Origin of the sequence: Synechococcus sp. KORDI-49, from assembly GCF_000737575.1 — a bacterium.
Classification (GTDB): domain Bacteria; phylum Cyanobacteriota; class Cyanobacteriia; order PCC-6307; family Cyanobiaceae; genus Parasynechococcus.
On sequence record NZ_CP006270.1, the window covers coordinates 2,087,807 to 2,107,205 of the forward strand.

The 19,399-nt window shown below is 61.6% G+C and carries 12 protein-coding genes, 4 tRNA genes and 3 rRNA genes; 11 read left to right on the forward strand and 8 right to left on the reverse strand.

What is annotated here, in order from left to right:
* Positions 1-124: 124 nt before the first annotated feature.
* From KR49_RS10660 to rrf, 5 genes are all read left to right on the forward strand, one after another.
* Positions 125-1,610, forward strand: a 16S ribosomal RNA gene (locus tag KR49_RS10660).
* 189 nt (positions 1,611-1,799) lie between these two features.
* Positions 1,800-1,873, forward strand: a tRNA-Ile gene (locus KR49_RS10665).
* A gap of 9 nt (positions 1,874-1,882) precedes the next feature.
* Positions 1,883-1,955, forward strand: a tRNA-Ala gene (locus KR49_RS10670).
* Positions 1,956-2,407: 452 nt separating this feature from the next.
* Positions 2,408-5,273: ribosomal RNA gene (locus KR49_RS10675) — 23S ribosomal RNA — on the forward strand.
* A 110-nt stretch (positions 5,274-5,383) separates the two neighbouring features.
* A 5S ribosomal RNA gene (gene rrf, locus KR49_RS10680) occupies positions 5,384-5,500 on the forward strand.
* Together the 16S, 23S and 5S rRNA genes with 2 tRNA genes alongside form the textbook arrangement of a ribosomal RNA operon.
* Positions 5,501-5,560: 60 nt before the next feature.
* On the opposite strand, the gene KR49_RS10685 is transcribed toward rrf, so the two are convergent.
* Both KR49_RS10685 and KR49_RS10690 read right to left on the reverse strand, forming a co-directional pair.
* On the reverse strand, positions 5,561-6,397 hold the full coding sequence (locus KR49_RS10685) for a DNA-formamidopyrimidine glycosylase (RefSeq protein WP_043695163.1): 837 nt from the start codon (positions 6,395-6,397) through the stop codon (positions 5,561-5,563).
* 5 nt (positions 6,398-6,402) lie between these two features.
* On the reverse strand, positions 6,403-6,612 hold the full coding sequence (locus tag KR49_RS10690) for a photosystem I reaction center subunit IV (RefSeq protein ID WP_043695166.1): 210 nt from the start codon (positions 6,610-6,612) through the stop codon (positions 6,403-6,405).
* Between the two features lie 99 nt (positions 6,613-6,711).
* Here KR49_RS10690 and KR49_RS10695 point away from each other — a divergent pair, with 99 nt between their 5' ends.
* Together KR49_RS10695 and KR49_RS10700 are read left to right on the forward strand one after the other, a co-directional pair.
* The gene (locus KR49_RS10695) at positions 6,712-7,752 is read left to right on the forward strand and encodes a hypothetical protein (RefSeq protein ID WP_043695169.1); all 1,041 of its coding nucleotides are present in this window, start codon (positions 6,712-6,714) and stop codon (positions 7,750-7,752) included.
* A 49-nt stretch (positions 7,753-7,801) separates the two neighbouring features.
* Positions 7,802-9,283 (forward strand): ATP-dependent DNA helicase RecQ, encoded by a 1,482-nt coding sequence (locus KR49_RS10700; RefSeq protein ID WP_043695172.1) that lies wholly within the window; start codon positions 7,802-7,804, stop codon positions 9,281-9,283.
* Between the two features lie 6 nt (positions 9,284-9,289).
* Here KR49_RS10700 and KR49_RS10705 read toward each other — a convergent pair whose 3' ends face one another.
* Together KR49_RS10705 and KR49_RS10710 are read right to left on the reverse strand one after the other, a co-directional pair.
* Entirely contained in the window at positions 9,290-10,333 is a 1,044-nt protein-coding gene (locus tag KR49_RS10705) for a LysM peptidoglycan-binding domain-containing protein (RefSeq protein ID WP_043695175.1), read from the reverse strand.
* A gap of 96 nt (positions 10,334-10,429) precedes the next feature.
* Positions 10,430-11,779 (reverse strand): aldehyde dehydrogenase family protein, encoded by a 1,350-nt coding sequence (locus KR49_RS10710; protein WP_156957257.1) that lies wholly within the window; start codon positions 11,777-11,779, stop codon positions 10,430-10,432.
* An 84-nt stretch (positions 11,780-11,863) separates the two neighbouring features.
* On the opposite strand from KR49_RS10710, the gene KR49_RS10715 reads away from it, so the two are divergent.
* Positions 11,864-13,555 (forward strand): alpha-amylase family protein, encoded by a 1,692-nt coding sequence (locus tag KR49_RS10715; RefSeq protein ID WP_043695180.1) that lies wholly within the window; start codon positions 11,864-11,866, stop codon positions 13,553-13,555.
* Here KR49_RS10715 and KR49_RS10720 read toward each other — a convergent pair.
* Complete coding sequence (locus KR49_RS10720; RefSeq protein WP_043695183.1) at positions 13,539-15,083, reverse strand: glycerol-3-phosphate dehydrogenase/oxidase; 1,545 nt, start codon at positions 15,081-15,083, stop codon at positions 13,539-13,541. The genes KR49_RS10715 and KR49_RS10720 overlap by 17 nt on opposite strands.
* A complete protein-coding gene (glpK, locus tag KR49_RS10725) occupies positions 15,076-16,578 on the reverse strand; it encodes a glycerol kinase GlpK (protein WP_043695186.1) in 1,503 nt (500 codons plus the stop codon). The genes KR49_RS10720 and glpK overlap by 8 nt, the downstream gene beginning before the upstream one ends.
* A 51-nt stretch (positions 16,579-16,629) precedes the next feature.
* Between glpK and KR49_RS13045 the strand changes: the two genes are divergently transcribed.
* A complete protein-coding gene (locus tag KR49_RS13045) occupies positions 16,630-18,057 on the forward strand; it encodes a glycoside hydrolase family 13 protein (RefSeq protein WP_052378332.1) in 1,428 nt (475 codons plus the stop codon).
* Here KR49_RS13045 and KR49_RS10735 read toward each other — a convergent pair.
* Both KR49_RS10735 and KR49_RS10740 read right to left on the reverse strand, forming a co-directional pair.
* Positions 18,049-18,120, reverse strand: a tRNA-Thr gene (locus KR49_RS10735). The genes KR49_RS13045 and KR49_RS10735 overlap by 9 nt on opposite strands.
* Positions 18,121-18,130: 10 nt before the next feature.
* Positions 18,131-18,212 (reverse strand) — tRNA-Tyr (locus KR49_RS10740).
* An 86-nt stretch (positions 18,213-18,298) separates the two neighbouring features.
* On the opposite strand from KR49_RS10740, the gene aroQ reads away from it, so the two are divergent.
* Positions 18,299-18,742 carry a type II 3-dehydroquinate dehydratase gene (aroQ, locus tag KR49_RS10745; RefSeq protein ID WP_043695191.1) on the forward strand — a complete coding sequence of 148 codons (444 nt, stop codon included), beginning with the start codon at positions 18,299-18,301 and terminating at the stop codon, positions 18,740-18,742.
* Positions 18,739-19,380: a tRNA-(ms[2]io[6]A)-hydroxylase gene (locus KR49_RS10750; RefSeq protein ID WP_043695193.1), complete on the forward strand. Its 642-nt coding sequence runs from the start codon at positions 18,739-18,741 to the stop codon at positions 19,378-19,380. Before aroQ ends, KR49_RS10750 begins: the two co-directional genes overlap by 4 nt.
* Positions 19,381-19,399: the final 19 nt, after the last annotated feature.

Sequence of the window (19,399 nt, forward strand, 5' to 3'; positions counted from 1 at the left end):
ACCCTTTCTGTGTCAGCGGGAAGGAGGCCTCAACTGTTGCCGGCATTGGCTGAGTAATGGGTGACGCAAATCATGTTGAGCGATTCAGGTAAGCAATTATTTGAGTTGTAAGAGGACATGAACTACAACGGAGAGTTTGATCCTGGCTCAGGATGAACGCTGGCGGCGTGCTTAACACATGCAAGTCGAACGAACCTTCGGGTTAGTGGCGGACGGGTGAGTAACGCGTGAGAATCTGCCCTCAGGAGGGGGATAACAGCTGGAAACGGCTGCTAATACCCCATATGCCGCGAGGTGAAATGAATTTCGCCTGAGGATGAGCTCGCGTCTGATTAGCTAGTTGGTGTAGGTAAAGGCTCACCAAGGCATCGATCAGTAGCTGGTCTGAGAGGATGATCAGCCACACTGGGACTGAGACACGGCCCAGACTCCTACGGGAGGCAGCAGTGGGGAATTTTCCGCAATGGGCGAAAGCCTGACGGAGCAACGCCGCGTGAGGGATGAAGGCCTCTGGGCTGTAAACCTCTTTTATCAAGGAAGAAGATCTGACGGTACTTGATGAATAAGCCACGGCTAATTCCGTGCCAGCAGCCGCGGTAATACGGGAGTGGCAAGCGTTATCCGGAATTATTGGGCGTAAAGCGTCCGCAGGCGGCCCAGAAAGTCTGCTGTTAAAACGTGGAGCTTAACTCCATCATGGCAGTGGAAACTGTTGGGCTTGAGTGTGGTAGGGGCAGAGGGAATTCCCGGTGTAGCGGTGAAATGCGTAGATATCGGGAAGAACACCAGTGGCGAAGGCGCTCTGCTGGGCCATAACTGACGCTCATGGACGAAAGCCAGGGGAGCGAAAGGGATTAGATACCCCTGTAGTCCTGGCCGTAAACGATGAACACTAGGTGTCGGGGGAATCGACCCCCTCGGTGTCGTAGCCAACGCGTTAAGTGTTCCGCCTGGGGAGTACGCACGCAAGTGTGAAACTCAAAGGAATTGACGGGGGCCCGCACAAGCGGTGGAGTATGTGGTTTAATTCGATGCAACGCGAAGAACCTTACCAGGGTTTGACATCCTGCGAACCTCTTGGAAACGAGAGGGTGCCTTCGGGAACGCAGTGACAGGTGGTGCATGGCTGTCGTCAGCTCGTGTCGTGAGATGTTGGGTTAAGTCCCGCAACGAGCGCAACCCACGTCTTTAGTTGCCAGCATTTAGTTGGGCACTCTAGAGAGACCGCCGGTGATAAACCGGAGGAAGGTGTGGATGACGTCAAGTCATCATGCCCCTTACATCCTGGGCTACACACGTACTACAATGCTACGGACAAAGGGCAGCAAGTTCGCGAGGACAAGCAAATCCCATAAACCGTGGCTCAGTTCAGATCGTAGGCTGCAACTCGCCTACGTGAAGGAGGAATCGCTAGTAATCGCAGGTCAGCATACTGCGGTGAATACGTTCCCGGGCCTTGTACACACCGCCCGTCACACCATGGAAGTTGGCCACGCCCGAAGCCGTTACTCCAACCCTTGTGGAGGAGGACGTCGAAGGTGGGGCTGATGACTGGGGTGAAGTCGTAACAAGGTATCCGTACCGGAAGGTGCGGATGGATCACCTCCTAACAGGGAGACAAACAACGATTTTGATGCCTGAGTACTTTTATTCTTAGGCCGAAATCCTGTCACCTTAGGTCGATCGGTACCTCAGCGTTGAAGTAACTGAATCAGCAGCAATGTTGATTTGAGTTATGGAGATGATCAGTTCCTAAACTTTGTCTAGGTCACACCCCACAAGGGTTGAGTTTTTTTCCTGGGCCATTAGCTCAGGTGGTTAGAGCGCACCCCTGATAAGGGTGAGGTCCCTGGTTCAAGTCCAGGATGGCCCATTCGGTGTTGGGGGTTTAGCTCAGTTGGTAGAGCGCCTGCTTTGCAAGCAGGATGTCAGGAGTTCGAGTCTCCTAACCTCCACTGACCGAACTCAATCTCCATTTTCCGTGTAACGGGAAATGACTCGAAATGAGGAGTGTGATTTGGATAATGTCCGCTGGATGACCCCAGCTTCCTGTCATTCCAAGGATGAGTGAGAACTCATGATTTGGTTGATAAGATGCTGGGCTCAATTCAAGTTATTGAGCAATCAATGATTTGATTTGGAGTCTGGCAGAACCTTGACAACTGCATAGGTGAAGTCTGGAAAAAACAAAGCATCTCATGGATGCATTGTTTTGAGTCTGAGTATCCGAAAGGATGCCTAGAACCAGAGCAATGAAAATTCTTTTGAGCAAGAGCCGAGACTCTAAAATGTTCTTCTTATCGTGTCGAGCGATGAGGAGTTTGATTTTGTTTTCAGTGTCAGTGAAAACTGAGGTTGAAAACAGAAGAATCCGTCTCAACAACGGTAAGCGTTTTAGAGGTTAATTGGTCAAGCTACAAAGGGCTCACGGTGGATACCTTGGCACACAGAGGCGATGAAGGACGTGGTTACCTGCGATAAGTCTCGGGGAGCTGGAAGCACGCTTTGATCCGGGAATTTCCGAATGGGGCAACCCCTAGTACGGCCAGCTGAATCCATAGGCTGGCGCGAGCCAACCCAGCGAACTGAAACATCTTAGTAGCTGGAGGAAAGGAAAGTAAAAACGACTCCCTCAGTAGCGGCGAGCGAACGGGGAAGAGCCTAAACCGATGCTTTCGAGCATCGGGGTTGTGGGACAGCAACGTGGATCAGGAATGTTAGGAGAAGTGTTTGAATGACACGCCACAGAGGGTGAAAGCCCCGTAACTGAAAACTGAACTGACCTAGCTGTATCCCGAGTAGCACGGAGCACGTGAAATTCCGTGTGAATCCGCGAGGACCACCTCGTAAGGCTAAGTACTCCTGTGTGACCGATAGCGAAACAGTACCGCGAGGGAAAGGTGAAAAGAACCCCGGGAGGGGAGTGAAATAGAACATGAAACCGTGAGCCTACAAGCAATGGGAGCCCTACTCATAGGGTGACCGTGTGCCTGTTGAAGAATGAGCCGGCGACTTATAGGCACTGGCGGGTTAAACCGGAAATGGTGGAGCCATAGCGAAAGCGAGTCTGAATAGGGCGCTTGTCAGTGTTTATAGACCCGAACCCGGGTGATCTAACCATGGCCAGGATGAAGCTTGGGTGATACCAAGTGGAGGTCCGAACCGACTGACGTTGAAAAGTCAGCGGATGAGCTGTGGTTAGGGGTGAAATGCCAATCGAACCCGGAGCTAGCTGGTTCTCCCCGAAATACGTTGAGGCGTAGCGTCTGATGCTCCAGCAGGGGGGTAAAGCCACCATTTCGGTGCGGGCTGCGAGAGCGGTACCAAATCGAGATGAACTCTGAATACCCTGTGTGTAGTCAGGCAGTCAGACTGTGGGGGATAAGCTCCATGGTCAAGAGGGAAACAGCCCAGACCGCCAGCTAAGGTCCCCAAATCAACACTAAGTGATAAAGGAGGTGGGATTGCATAGACAACCAGGAGGTTTGCCTAGAAGCAGCCATCCTCAAAGGAGTGCGTAATAGCTCACTGGTCGAGCGATCCTGCGCCGAAAATGAACGGGGCTAAGTGTTGTACCGAAGCTGCGGATTTATGGTAGGGGAGCGTTCTATGTGGGGCGAAGCGTTAGCGTGAGCGGACGTGGACTGCATAGAAGTGAGAATGTCGGCTTGAGTAGCGAAAACATGGGTGAGAATCCCATGCACCGAAACCCTAAGGGTTCCTCCGGCAGGCTCGTCCGCGGAGGGTTAGTCTGGACCTAAGGCGAGGCCGAAAGGCGTAGTCGATGGATAACAGGTCAACATTCCTGTACCGGTTATGTTTTGGGAAGAGGGACGGAGAAGGCTAGCCAAGCCAGATGTTGGTTACTGGTTCAAGCGTTCGAGGCGTTGAGGAGCGGAGAAAACGTTCCGAGCTGAGGCGTGAGTACGAGCTGCTACGGCAGCGAAGTTGGTGACGTCATGCTTCCAAGAAAAGCTCTATACCCGTTAAGGCATAACTGCCAGTACCCGAAACCGACACAGGTGGGGTGGTAGAGAATACCGAGGTGCGCGAGGTAACTCTCTCTAAGGAACTCGGCAAAATGGCCCCGTAACTTCGGGAGAAGGGGTGCCACCGCAAGGTGGTCGCAGTGAAGAGGCCCTGGCGACTGTTTACCAAAAACACAGGTCTCCGCTAAGTCGCAAGACGATGTATGGGGGCTGACGCCTGCCCAGTGCCGGAAGGTTAAGGAAGCCGGTCAGCGTAAGCGAAGCTGGCGACTGAAGCCCCGGTGAACGGCGGCCGTAACTATAACGGTCCTAAGGTAGCGAAATTCCTTGTCGGGTAAGTTCCGACCCGCACGAAAGGCGTAACGATCAGGGCGCTGTCTCGGAGAGAGGCTCGGCGAAATAGAATTGTCTGTGAAGATGCGGACTACGTACACCTGGACAGAAAGACCCTATGAAGCTTTACTGTAGCTTGGTATTGTGCCCGGGCTCTGAATGCGCAGGATAGGTGGGAGACGTTGATCTCATGCTTGTGGGTATGAGTTAGTCACTGGTGAGATACCACTCTTTCAGAGCTAGGGTTCTAACGTTCACCCGTTATCCGGGGAGCGGACAGTATCAGGTGGGCAGTTTGACTGGGGCGGTCGCCTCCTAAAAGGTAACGGAGGCGCGCAAAGGTTCCCTCAGGCTGGTTGGAAATCAGCTGACGAGTGCAAAAGCAGAAGGGAGCTTGACTGTGAGACCAACAAGTCGAACAGGGACGAAAGTCGGCTTTAGTGATCCGACGGTTCTGAGTGGAAGGGCCGTCGCTCAACGGATAAAAGTTACTCTAGGGATAACAGGCTGATCTCCCCCAAGAGTTCACATCGACGGGGAGGTTTGGCACCTCGATGTCGGCTCATCGCAACCTGGGGCTGAAGTCGGTCCCAAGGGTTGGGCTGTTCGCCCATTAAAGCGGTACGCGAGCTGGGTTCAGAACGTCGTGAGACAGTTCGGTCCATATCCGGTGTACGCGTAGGAACATTGAGAGGATTTCTCCCTAGTACGAGAGGACCGGGAGGAACGCACCTCTGGTGTACCAGTTATCGTGCCAACGGTAAACGCTGGGTAGCCATGTGCGGAGTGGATAACCGCTGAAAGCATCTAAGTGGGAAGCCCACCTCAAGATGAGTGTTCCCATGGGGTAACCCAGTAAGGTCACGGGCAGAACACCCGTTGATAGGCTCTACGTGGAAGTCCAGTAATGGATGCAGCGGAGGAGTACTAATAGACCGAGGGCTTGACCAACTTCTTGGTTCTTGCCTGAAAGACAGACTTTGTTTGATTCAGACGCGCGACGAAAGTTGCAGATCCTATGCAGTTCTCAGGGTTCACAACCCATGAGAATGTTTAACTATCCTGGTGTCCATAGCGGTGTGGAACCACTCCGATCCATCTCGAACTCGGTTGTGAAACGCATCAGCGGCGACGATATTTGGGGGGTAGCCCCCTGAGAAAATAGCTCGATGCCAGGTAAAACATTCCATACGAAGAAACCACCTCGCAACGAGGTGGTTTTTTTGTGCCTTCAAAAGTCAGCTCTGACAGTTGGGGCACCAGTGAGTGCTGCGCCCGGATAATTTGTCCCGGAGCAGGATGGTTCCGCAGATGCGGCAGGGTTTTCCGTTGCGTCGATACACCCAGGCCTGCCCGCCGTAATTGCCGTTAACCCCTTCGAGATCTCTGAAATCACTGAAGGTTGTGCCTCCGGCGCCGATGCTTGCTTGCAGCACTTCCACAAGGCAGGTACGCAGCTTCTCCAGTTGCTTCAGCGATAACTGCCCTGCCGGAGTGTGCGGACGGATTCCAGCCGCAAACAGACTTTCATCCGCGTAGATATTGCCGATACCGGCCACCAGGCTTTGGTCGAGCAGGGCACTTTTGATCGATCGAGTGGATCCTTTCAGTCGACGCTTGAGATACGGTGCTGTGAAGCTTTCGGTGAATGGTTCGGGGCCTAATTGCTTCAGCCCTGTCATCACTGTGTCCAGCTCCTGGCCCTCAGGAATCCACCACATCTCGCCGAAGCTGCGCATATCCACGAAGCGCAATTCTTCATCCTGTTCATTCCAGATCCGCACACGGGTGTGTGTGCACGGTTCGCTGGGTTGTGGATGCCACTGGAATTGTCCGGTCATCCGCAGGTGCACGCCCCAGGTGCCGCGACCTGGCAGCAGTTCTGCCATCAGATATTTTCCGCGACGCGACCAGGTTCCGACTTCAGCGCCGCGCAGAGCGTCCCGGAACTCTGCTTCACCTCCGGGGCTGGCGATCGCTCTCGATCGGCAGACTTCGACATCCGCGATCACAAAGGATTGAAGACGGTCCGCCAGACCGCGGCGGACCGTCTCGACTTCAGGAAGCTCAGGCAAACGCCTCAGGCCGGCTCGAGCTCGGCTTCCGCGAAGTTGTTGGTGTTGACGCCGCCATCCGTGCCGTCCAGGCCTGTGTAGTTGACCTTCTCAAAACGCACCACCACGGGGTAGCGGATTCCGGAGGTATCGATGGACGCCACCGTACCGACTTCGTTGAACCAATAAGACTCGGGACGCTTGATGCGCACCTTGGCGCCGCGGGTGATCGCCATCGCAGGGCATGGAGGGATGCAACCGGGAGCGTATCGCCCGGTCAGGGGCGGAAACGCGCAGCGTCACAGAATGTCGTCCCCTCGTCTCGTCCGGTTCCGTTGACATCATCTGTTGTGCCTGAACAACCCGCTCTGCAGCTGGACCTCCCGGATCCAGAGCGGGATGACATCAGCACGCTGGAGTTCCTGGCTCAGCTTGAGCAGGCCTGGGCTGTCTGCGACCGGTTCGATCTGCAGACCGAGATCTGGCGTGGTCGCATCCTGGGGGCCGTGAGGGATCGCGAAAAACGCGGCGGGGAGGGGCGTGGCGCCGGATTTCTGCAGTGGTTGCGGGAGCGGGAGATCAGCAAGACCCGTGCCTACAGCCTGATTCAACTGGCCGAATCCGCTGACGATCTCGTCGGTGGGGGCATGCTCGAGGAAGGCAGCGTCAATCAGTTCTCGAAGCGGGCCTTTCTGGAGACGGCCCAGGCGGCTCCGGAAGTGCAGGTGATGATCTCCGAGGCCGCCAACGAGGGGCAGGAGATCACCCGCAAGCAGGTGCGGCGGCTGACGGATGAGTTCACGGCCGCCACCAGTCCTCTGCTGCCGGAGGAAATCCGCCAGAGAACCCAGGAGAACCTGCTGCCACCACGGGCGGTCGCCCCGTTGGTGCGTGAGCTGGCCAAGCTTCCTGAGCCTCAGCAGGAGGACCTGCGCAAGGTGTTGCGAGATGAACCGGAGCTGGATCGCATCAAGGATGTGACCAGCACCGCTCGCTGGATCACCAAGGCCACGGAAGCCGGTGTGGCGGTGCGGGCGTTCCAGCAGGGTGAACTCGATCTGGAGAAGGCGATGCAGGAGGCACAGCGTCTTGATGCCCTCGGCCTGCTCGCAGATGCTGTTGGTCAGGCGCAGGCCCTCGAGGCCGCTGTTCTGAAGTTGCATACCTCCTGGCGGCGACTGGGGGGGTTGCAGGAGCGTCTCTGGGTGGAAAGCGGCAGCAGCACCCCTTACCTTCGGGATGTGCTCGACGCTTTGCAGTCCCTCAGCGGCTCCACCATGCGGGTCTCCCTTGGTGAGCTGGCTGGGGGGAAGCGGGTTCGGTTGCAGCTGGTGGAGGAGTCGCCGGATCAGCTGGAGCCACCGCCCCTGCCCTGACGCCACCACTGGTGTCGGCCTAAACTGGGTTCACTAGATCTGGTGTGGATTGGACCGTCTGGAACAGTCGCTCCAGGAACATTTCGGGTGGTCCAGCTTCCGGGCTGGGCAGCGCCCTGTTGTGGAAGCCGTTCTGGCGGGGCGAGACGCCCTGGCGGTGCTGCCCACCGGCGGCGGCAAATCGCTCTGCTATCAGCTGCCCGCTCTGGTGCGCGGTGGCCTCGTCGTGGTCATCTCTCCCCTTGTCGCCCTGATGGAGGATCAGGTGCTGCAGCTGCAGCGACGCGGCATCGCCGCAGCCTGTCTGCATGCGGGTCTGGCTCCCGATCGCCGCAGGAAGGCTCTGAGCGCACTGCGGGATGAATCGCTGCGTCTTCTCTACTTGGCACCTGAGCGCCTGCAAGGGGAGGCGACCCGGCAGATGCTCGAAAACCACTCCAGCGAGGGGCGACTGGTGGCACTGGCGGTGGATGAGGCGCATTGCATCAGCGCCTGGGGGCATGACTTCCGCCCGGACTACCGACGGCTCGGTCAGATCCGCAGTCTCTGTCCGGGAGTGCCGATGTTGGCTCTCAGTGCCACAGCAGCCCCCCGTGTGCGGGCGGACATCATCCGCTTGCTGGACCTGCGGAGTCCTTCGGTGCAGGTGAGCTCAGCGCGTCGCAGCAATCTTCGCTACGCCATGCGCCGACGCCCCCGTGACCCAATGCCGATGGTGCTGGAGGCTCTGAAGGCCTCCAGAGGGGCCACCCTGATCTACGCCCGTACCCGGCGGTCCGTGGAGCGCTGGGCCGAGCGGTTGCAGGAGCAGGAGATCCCGGCAACGCCATACCACGCCGGACTGGATCCTGAGGCGCGCCAGCTCGCTCTGACCCAGTTTCTCGACCAGGAGCGCCCTGTGCTGGTGGCCACTGTGGCGTTCGGCATGGGAGTGGATCGGGGCGATGTCGGTCTGGTTCTGCATCTCGATCTGCCTTCGACGCCGGAGGGATATCTGCAGGAGTCAGGTCGAGCCGGGCGTGATGGTCTGCCGGCCGACTGTCTCGTGCTGTTTTCACCGGGGGACAGGACCAGCCTCGGCTGGGCGATGCAGGCGGGGGCTCGGGGCGAGATTTCAGCGGATGAGCGCAGCCGACTCGATCTTGCCCAGCAGCAGCTGCGGAGGATGGAGGCGGTGGCCGAAGGGGAGATGTGCCGGGAGCAGGCTCTGTTGCTGACAGTGGGCGAACTCGTTCAACCCTGCGGCCGTTGTGATCGCTGCACCGCAACCCCGGATCGGCGCGACTGGTCAACTCAGGCCCAGACCCTGCTTGAGCATCTGGCGGAAAAGGACGGCACGGATCTGCGGCGCCTTGGGGAGCGTCTGGCCCTGGTTGAGCCCGGTCGCAACGAGCGTTGGACCTGGCTGGCCCGTCGTCTCGTTCAGGAGGAGCTCATCCGTGAGAGTGACGATGGCGTCCAGAGGCTGTACTTGAGGGACAGCGGACGTCGCTTCCTCGATGACCCCTGGCCGCTGGATTACGCGGCTTGAGCCGCGTCAGGCGCGGGCCTGACAGCGATCCTTGACGAGATCCTTCTCGAAGCTGCTGGAGGGGGCGGCCCAGGCTTTCCAGCTGCCATCAGCGCCTGTGGCGTTGATCTTTCCGGCGGAGCAGTTCACGGCCAGATAGAGGGCCTGTCCCTGGTCGTTGAGACTCGGCACGACCTGGCTGCCTCCCATCGGGCGCCAGTTGGCCCAGTCCACCTGCAGAGGGCCATAGGTCCGCCAGTCAGCCTGCTTGGCGATCACCGCATCAACCGGTTTCGATGCCTTGGCCGCTGGTTGTTTCGTTGCCGGTTTCTGAGCAACAGGCTTGGTGGCTGTCTTGACCGGCGCAGTGGCTGTGTTGACGACAACGGTTGTCGTCGGCTTGACGGCTGTTGATGGTTTGACGGCTGTTGATGGTTTGACGGTTGTTGCAGGCTTGACCGCCGTCTGGGGCTTGGCGGTCTGGACCGTTGCCACCGGCGCCTTCAGGTAAAGACGCATGCCGACCGTCACCTGGTCGGGATTGTCCAGCTGGTTGAAGCTCACCAGGCTCGTCATCGGCAGGTTGTAGGCCCGGGCGATCTGGCTCAGGGTCTGGCCCTGCCCGACGGTGTGCTGGCTGGCACCGGGAACAACTTTGATCGGTTCCTTTTTCGGCTTGGCCACCGGGAGCACGGCGTTCGCCGGCAGCTTCAGCGTTTCACCAAGCTCCACATGATCGGCATTGCGGAGGCCGTTCAAGGCGATCAGATCGCGCGAACTGATCTGATACCGCACCGCGATCTCACCGAGCGTCTCTCCTTCACTCACCCGGTGACGCCCCGGCCCGGCCGTGGCTGAGGCCGCGTGGCCGGGAACCTTCAGGCGACTGCCGATTTCGACGTGGTCGGGGTCCTTGATGCCGTTGAGCCGCATCAGGGAAGCCACGGAGACGTCGTAACGCGCCGCAATGTCGGACAGTGTCTCTCCGGAACGGACGGTCACCGTTGCAGCCGCCGCGGACAGTGGCAGAAGGGCCGTCAGGGCAAGGGCGGCGAAAGAGGGCAGACGCATGCGTTGACCTGAGCTGACTTGAATGTACGGTTTTTTCCCGGATGCGCCAGTCCCCAGAGCCGCTGCTGCGGAAGGGATGTCAACCCATCATTCCCTTCAGCCGGCCAGGCGTCTGAGCACGTTCAGGTCCAGCTTGTAGGGGGGATAGCGCACCTTGAAATCAAACCGGAAGGGGCGTCGCAGCACGGCTTTGCGATGGCTGAAGGTGTCGAAACCGCTCTGGCCGTGATAACTGCCCATGCCACTGCCACCGACGCCCCCGAAGGGCATGTCGGGGACCCCGGCCTGCATCACCACATCGTTGATGCACACGCCTCCCGAGCTTGTGGTGTTCAGCACATGCTGCTGCTGCTCATCACTGCCTCCGAAGACATACAGCGCCAGCGGTTTGGGGCCTCGTCGGATCTCGGCAAGGGTGCTGTCCAGGTCGCCGAGATCCAGAAGCGGCAGCAGCGGACCGAAGACTTCGTCAGCCATCAGCGGGTCCTGCCGGTTCTCCACGCGGATCACGGTTGGGGCGATGCGGCGCTCATCCCGGTTCACCTCGCCGCCCAGGAGGATCCGTCCAGCCGCCCGGGCTCCCTCCAGCAGGCTTTCCAGCCGCTGGAACTGACGGTCATTGACGATGTGCCCCAGCTGATCGGAACGCAGCGGCGCCTCGCCGTACATCTCCTGGCGTGCCTCCGTCATCGCTGCCAGCAGCGGCTCCTGCAGGCCGTCCGCCACCAGCAGATGGTCAGGTGCGATGCAGGTCTGCCCGGCATTGAGCCCCTTGCCCCAGATCAAACGCCGGGCGCTCACCTCCAGATCAGCTCCTGGAAGCACGATCGCCGGGCTTTTGCCCCCCAGCTCCAGGGTCACGGGAGTGAGATTCGCGGCGGCCCCCGACAGGACCCGGCTTCCGATCGTGCCGCCGCCGGTGAAGAAGATGTGGTCGAAGGGCATGGCCACCAGAGCGGCGGCGACGGCCCCATCCCCCTGTTCCACCCGCACCACTTCAGGTTCGAAGTGGAGGGGAATCAGCCGGGCGATCAGGTCCGCCACGGCCGGAGCATGTTCGGAGGGTTTGAGAACGGCGGTGTTGCCGGCGGCAAGGGCGCTGATCAGCGGCTGAAGGGTCAGGGAGAAGGGGTAGTTCCAGGGACCGATGATCAGCACGCATCCGAGGGGCTCGGACACAACGGAGGCCTGGCCAGGTCGCTGGGCCAGCGGCACCGTCACCCGGCGGGGACGCATCCACTGGCGGAGCTTCCGTTCGGTCAGCTTCAGCTCCTGGAGCAGGGCGACCACTTCGAAGAACGCCTCCGTCGGAGGCTTGCCGAGATCGCTGGCCAGGGCGGTGATCACCTCCTGCTCATGGCTCATCACAAGGGAGCGGAGCTGCTTCAGCTGCGTCTGTCTCCAGGCGATCGGCCGACTCCGGCCACACCCGACCAGGTCACGCATCGACTCCAGATGGGCAGAAGTCAGGGGCACAGGGCTGACGAACAGGCCAATCGGGTCTAGCAGTGGTTCAGCAATGTCCGGGGGATGGACGCAGCCCAGCCCTGGTGGTCCGGCACCGTCATCTATCAGCTGATCGTTCGGAGCTACGCCGATGGCAACGGCGATGGCATCGGAGATTTCAAGGGGTTGGCAAGCCGCTTGCCATACCTGCGATGGCTTGGCGTGAAGACGCTCTGGCTGACGCCGGTGTACCCCTCACCCCTGCGGGACGGCGGCTATGACATCACCGCCTTCAACGACATCCATCCGGATCTGGGCGATCTCGCCTCCTTCCATCGGTTCCTCACCGCTGCCCATGGTCAGGGCATGCAGGTGATCCTCGATCTGGTGCTGAATCACACCAGTGATCTCCATCCCTGGTTCCAGAGGGCGCGCTGGGCTGCGAAGGACAGCCCCGAGCGGAATGTCTATGTGTGGAGCGATGACCCGAGGCGCTACGCCGACGCCCCGGTTCTGTTCCGTCACTTCGAAGCCTCCAACTGGGAATGGGATCCGGTTGCCGAGCAGTACTACCTGCATCGCTTCCTCCGTCATCAGCCCGACCTCAACTACGCCAACCCCTGGGTGCAGGAGCGGATGCTGGAGGTGGTGGACTTCTGGCTGGAGCGGGGCGTTGACGGGTTCCGGCTGGATGCCGTGCCGTTCCTCTGCGAAGCGGAGGGCACCCGCTGCGAGGGGCTGCCGGAGACCCATGCCTTCCTCCAGCGTCTGCGCGAGCGGGTCGACTCCCATGGCCGCGAGATCCTTCTGCTCGGGGAGGCGATTCAGCCGGTGCAGGAGGCAGCTCCCTATCTCGCTGAGAACGAGCTGCACGGTGCCTTCAACTTCGCTCTCACGGCCCACCTGTTCGCGGCCGTGGCCAGCGGCAGTGTCCGCACCCTCGGGCAGTGTCTGCAGGAGGCGCAGGATGCCGTGGCGGGCTGCCGATGGGCTCTGCCATTGCGCAATCACGATGAGCTCTGGCTGGGGGATGGTCATCTGATCCCGGATGAGGTGATCCAGACCATCCGGGTCGGACTGCCGCAAGGGCAGGGGCACTGGTTGAACTGGGGCATCAATCGGCGCCTCGCGCCCCTGCTCAACGGCGACCCCCGCTCGAACAGGCTTCTCCATGGGCTTCTTTACAGCATGCCGGGGATGCCGTGTCTCTATTACGGCGATGAGCTGGGGATGGGGGACTGGCCGGGATTGCGGGATCGGGACCCCAACCGCACTCCGATGGCCTGGACGCCCGCCCGCAACGGTGGCTTCTCCACGGCTCCCGATCCCCTGCTCGTGCTGCCCCCCATCACGGCCCCCGGTTACGACTACCGGGTGGTGAATGTGGAGGTGCAGAAGCAGTTGCCGGGATCACTGCTCAACTGGCACCGGCGGATGCTCACCTGCCGGCGGCTGCTTCCCGCCCTGCGCAGCGGTGGCTTCCGCCTGCTCTCCTGTGCTCATCCGGGCGTGATCGTCTATGTGCGATCCACCGAGGCGATGACCGTTCTGGTGGCCGGCAATGTCACGGCTGCAGGGGCATCGATCAGCCTCGACCTCTCCGACTGGGACGGGGAGCGCACCCGGGAGGTGATGTGGGGCTGCGAGTTCCCCGAGGCCTCCAGCAGCTGGTTCGTGTATCTGCCGGCCTACGGCTTCAACTGGTGGTTGATCGGTGAGGTGGATGCCGAGGTCGCCGCGGAGGTGGAGTCTGAGCCCTTCATGCCGCAGGGTTGATTCCGGCTCCATCCAGGGCCTGCTCGACCTGCGGCTTCAACCGCTGTGCCTCCGCCTGATCCACCATGGCCAGTCGGCAGCGCCGGCTCAGCACATCGTCGGCATCGCGGGCGTGTTCATGGCGGATCGCATGGTGGATCTCTGCTGCGCAGATCGGAATCACCCCGCTGAGCGGAACGCGATCGGCGGCGGGGGCGCTCTCGATCAGAGCCTTGGCGTTCAGGCCGTGACTTCCCTGCAGATGTGCGATCTGCTCGTTGCGCCCAGGGGAATCCTCGAGCAGGGCCTCCAGCTCCAGCCGCTGCTGTTCAAGCCCCTGTGCGGTGCCGTCGGGGGTCTCCGCCGCCCCGATCAGGGGCAGGGGCTGGGGTGGGGACAGCGGAGCTCCCAGCTGCTGTTCCACAGCCTCAAGCGTGTCGAGCGCCATCGGGCGGCATGTGGTCCACTTGCCGCCCATCACGCTCACCAGTCCGCAGGGCAGGGTCTCCACCTCGTGCTCCCGCACCACCCGGCTGCTGTCCAGTCCAGCCCCGGCAGGCTTCAGCAGAGGGCGGCCGCCCGCCCAGCGGCTCGTCACCGTTGCCGAGCTCCCAGGGAACCAGCGTCGGACGTAATCGAGCAGATACCCCTGCTCGGCGTCGGTGGGATGGGTGGCCATCGCCTGGGGACAGGCTTCGTCGGTGGTCCCCACCAGGGTGCGCCCGAAGAAAGGAAGCATGAACAGAACCCGGCCGTCATCCGTGGATGGCACCAGCAGCCCCAGGCCTGCCGGGCAGAGTTGCTCCTTCAGAACGATGTGGGTGCCGCGGCTGGTGAGCATGCGGGGCGCGGCTGACGCATCCGCCATCCGGCGGATGCCATCCGCCCCGATGCCGGTGGCATTCACAATCACCCGCGCCCTCCATCGCTCCCGCACGCCGTCTCTGGACTCACTGACGGCACTGCAGAGACGGCCATCGCTTCCCAGCTCAAGCTCCACCACGCTGCAGTGGCTGCGCAACTCGGCTCCTCCCCGCGCGGCGGTCAGCGCCAGCAACAGGTTCAGACGCGCGTCATCGAACTGGCCGTCGCTGTAAGCGACGGCACCTTGACAGGCTTTCAGCCCTGGCAGGGTCCGCTCCAGCTGGCGACGCCCCAGGAGACGACTGGAGCCGATGTTCTGGCGGCCGGCGAGCGCGTCGTACATCCCGAGACCGAGTCGGTAGTAGGCCTGCCCCCACAGGGTCCCGGTGGGAAGGGCCAGCTCGAGACGATGGGCCAGGAAGGGGGCTTCCCGCAGCCAGTGGCCGCGTTCCAGCAGGGCTTCCCGCACCAGTCGGAGCTGCGCCAGATCGGCTGTCTTGAAGGCGAGCTCCAGATAGCGCACGCCTCCATGCAGCAGTTTCGTGCTGCGGCAGCTGGTGCCGCCACCGATGTCGCCTGCATCCAGAAGCGCCACGGACAGACCGCGGCGCACGGCTTCGTAGGCCACGCTGGCACCGCTTGCGCCGGCACCGATCACCAGCAGATCGAAAGTTGGGTCAGCCATGCCAGCCAAGGCTGCGGGTCACGGCGTCATTCCAGCGACGTCGCCAGGCCGTGCGGGCGGATGTGTCGATCTGCGGCTCGAATCGATCGGCTCCCTCGCTGCGCTGCCGAGCAAGATCGTGCAGGTCCGTCACCACGCCGGCCTGAAGACCAGCGAACAGGGCGACTCCGCGGGCAGTGCTCTCCAGGCTGGCCGGCCGCCGCACCGTCAGCCCGGTGCTGTCGGCCTGGGCCTGCAGCAGCGGATCGGAGGCGGCTGCTCCTCCATCCACCGCCAGCTCCCCGAGGCTTTTGCCAAGGGCGTTCTCCGCCAGCTCCACCAGGGTCGCCACGGAGAGCGCGATGCCTTCCAGAGCGGCCCGGGCGATGTGGCCACGGCTGCTGTCGCGGGTCAGACCCACCATCAGGCCCCGGGCCTGCGGGTCCCAGTGCGGAGTCCCCCAGCCGGTGAATGCCGGCACAAGCATCACGCCGCCGGAATCGGGCACCTCCATGGCCAGGCGGTTCACTGCATCAGCGCTGTCGATGATCTGAAGGCCGTCCCGCAGCCACTGGACGACGGTGCCCGCATTGAACAGGCTCCCCTCGAGGCAGTACGTGGGTGTCCCGGCGGCGTCCGTCCAGCCCAGGGTGCTGAGCAGGCCGGCATCGGAACGACGGATGCGCTCGCCGGTGTTGATCACCAGGAAGGCTCCCGTGCCGTAGGTGCACTTGCCTTCACCAGGTTGGAGGCAGAGCTGCCCCAGCGTGGCGGCCTGCTGATCCCCCAGCAGCGCCTGGATCGGCAGTCCCGCGAAGGGGAGTCCCTCGCGGATCTGTCCGAAGTCGCCGCGGCAGGGCAGCAGGTCCGGCAGCGAGGCCATCGGCAGGCCGGCGTGATCGCAGAACGCCTCGACCCAGCAGCGCTGCTCCAGGTCCATCAGCAGGGTTCGGCTTGCATTGCTCACGTCGGAGCCATGACGGCCGCCGCTGAGATTCCAGAGCAGCCAGGATTCAACGGTTCCGAAACAGAGGTCCCCGGCGGCAGCGGCAGCAGCGGCGTCCTCGTGGTGCGTCAGCATCCAGCGGATCTTGCTGGCGCTGAAGTACGGGTCGAGCAGCAGGCCGGTGCGGTGACACCATTCCTGCTCCAGTCCCTCCTGCTTCCACTGACGACAGAGATCGGCGGTGCGTCCGTCCTGCCAGACCAGGGCAGGGCCGCAGGGGGCGCCGCTGCTGCGCCTCCAGAGCACGGTGGTTTCGCGCTGGTTGGTGATGCCGCAGGTAACCACAGCCTGCCGCTGCTCTTCGCTGAGGGCGTTGTGCAGATCGATCAGAGCCTGCCGCTGACTGTTCCAGATCGCCTGCGGGTCCTGCTCCACCCAGCCATCCGCGGGGTAGTGAATCGGCAGAGGGGCGCTGGCACTGGCCACCAGCGCCCCTGACGCGGTGAACAGTGCAGCCCTGGAGCTGCTGGTGCCCTGATCCAGGGCCAACAGGAGAGGCTGATCCGCCATGGCCGTTCCGTTTCTCCCCTGCTAGCGAGGGGACCGCCGCCTGCAAAGGTCATGGGAGGTGCGGTCGCCTTCAACGATCCGCCCGAGTGGGTGTCGAATGCGGTGCTTTATCAGATCTTTCCTGACCGTTTCCGCTGCAGCGGCAGGGTTGTGGCCCAGCGCTCGCTTTCGCTCAAACCCTGGGGAAACGACCCCGCGGAACAGGGGTTTCAGGGGGGTGATCTCTACGGGGTGATCGAGGCGCTGGAGGAACTTCAGGGCATGGGTGTCACCTGTCTGTACCTGACGCCGATCTTCAGTTCGGCGGCGAATCATCGCTATCACGCGTACGACTACCTGACGGTTGATCCGTTGCTGGGGGGGAACGCTGCCCTCGATGCCCTGATCGACGCCGTTCACCAGCGCGGCATGCGTCTGGTGCTGGACGGTGTCTTCAACCACTGCGGTCGGGGCTTCTGGGCTTTCCACCATCTGGTGGAGAACGGCCAGAACTCGCCCTATCGCGACTGGTTCCATGTGCACAGCTGGCCCGTGCGTCCCTATCCCGAAGAGGGCATGGACTGCGGTTACGACTGCTGGTGGGCCGTTCCGGATCTGCCGAAGTTCAACCACGCGGATCCCGGCGTCCGGGACCATCTGCTCGCCGTGGGACGGCACTGGATCGAGCGCGGCATCGACGGCTGGAGGCTGGATGTGCCGGCGGAGGTCCCGGCGGATTTCTGGGTCGAGTTCCGCCGTGTGGTGCGGGAGGTGAACCCGGAGGCCTGGATTGTCGGTGAGATCTGGGGGGACGCCAGAGCCTGGCTGCAGGGAGAGCACTTCGATGGGGTGATGAACTACCGCGTCGGCTGGAGCACTCTCTGCTGGGTGGCGGGCGATCACCTGCGTCGGGACTACCGCAACCCCGAATATCCGCTGGATCCCCTGAGCACAGAGCAGCTGATCGGGATCTGGGACACCACCGCGGGCTGGTACCGGCCAGAGGTCACCCGGGCTCAGATGAACCTGCTGGACAGCCACGATGTACCCAGGGCTCTCCACAGCCTCCAGGGCGATGTCGAAGCGTTGAAGCTTGCCCTGGTTCTCCTGTTTCTCCAGCCCGGAGCTCCCTGCGTCTATTACGGAACCGAGGCCGCCCTGGCGGGTGGGCCAGAACCCGGCTGTCGGGAAGGGTTCCCCTGGAACCGGCCCCGCTGTGAGGCGCTTCAGTCCCTGATCCGGGACATGGCCGCACTGCGGACGCACCAGTCGGCCATCCGGGAGGGCTGTCTCATCTGGAGCAGTCTCGGCAGCGACGGTCTGCTCGGTCAGACAGACAGCCTGCAGGTGGTGATCAACCGCAGCCGCGAACAGCACCTGCCCCTTCCCAATCACATCCGGAGCGGGATCATCATCTGGTCATCGAACGGCCTGAACGCCACCCCTGATGCCCTGGGCTGCCAATCAGCCGTGGTGGTGAAGGGGAGTGAAAGCCCTTGACGAGACTTGAACTCGTGACCTCTCCCTTACCAAGGGAGTGCTCTACCGCTGAGCTACAAGGGCATGTGGAAGGTGGGCCGGGTTGGATTTGAACCAACGTAGGCAGAGCCAGCGGATTTACAGTCCGCCCCCATTAACCACTCGGGCACCGACCCGAACCACACCGCATGAACTTACCAGCCGGTGTGTCGCTCCCGACCAGATCGATACGATCACGTCAACAGTTCCGGGCTGAAGCCCCATGCATCTGCTGCTGCTGAACGGACCCAATCTGAATTTGCTGGGCCAGCGGGAGCCGGGACTCTATGGAAGCGGCACCCTGGCGTCGATCGAGGAGAAGCTGCAGGCCGAAGCGCAGGCGGCCGAGGTGACCTTGGACTGCTTTCAGAGCAATTTCGAGGGGGCCCTGGTGGAGAAGGTTCACCAGGCCATGGGGAGGAGCCAGGGCATCCTGATCAATGCCGGGGCCTATACCCACACCTCGATCGCTCTGCGGGATGCCTTGCTGGGGGTTGCGATCCCCTATGTGGAGCTGCATCTCAGCAACACCCATGCTCGGGAACCCTTTCGCCATCGCTCCCTGCTCGCCGATCGGGCCGTCGGAGTGGTGATGGGGTTCGGTTCCGGAAGCTACAGCCTGGCCCTGCAGGGGTTGCTGCATCATCTGCGCACCACCAGCTCATGACCGTCGCGATTCCGGACAAGAGCATTCAGTCGATTCGTTGGTTGGCGGCCCCCACGAGCTGGAGCTGGGTGGACCAGGCCAATGCCAGGCCGATGGAGGTGCTGATCGACCATGCCCACTGCGAGCGCAAGGCAGCGGGATCCGCTGTTCAGATGATGTTCCGCTACCTCTGCGAGCCAGGTCTCGGGGAGGTGCTCAGTCCTCTGGCGAGAGAGGAGCTGGAGCATTTCGAGCAGGTTCTGACCCTGATCAAATCCAGAGGTCGTTATCTGGAACCGTTGCCCTCGGCTGGGTATGGAGCTGCCTTGTCAGGCCATATCCGTCGCGGTGAACCCCAGCGGATGCTGGATTCGTTTCTGGTGGCGGGTTTGATCGAAGCCCGATCCCATGAGCGCATGGCCCTGCTGGCCGAGCACAGCCCGGATCCTGAGCTGCGAGCGCTTTACGCAGATCTGCTGAACAGTGAGGCCCGTCATTTCGGGATCTACTGGACCCTGGCGGAGGCCCGCTGGTCACGCCAGCTGGTGATGGAACGTCTGGAGGTGTTGGCCGAAGCCGAATCGCTTGCCCTGGAAGGCAGCCTTGCGAAGCCTGAAGAGGTGAGAATGCACTCCCCGGGTGTCACGCTCCGGAGATGATTCGAACGTCTGATTGAGA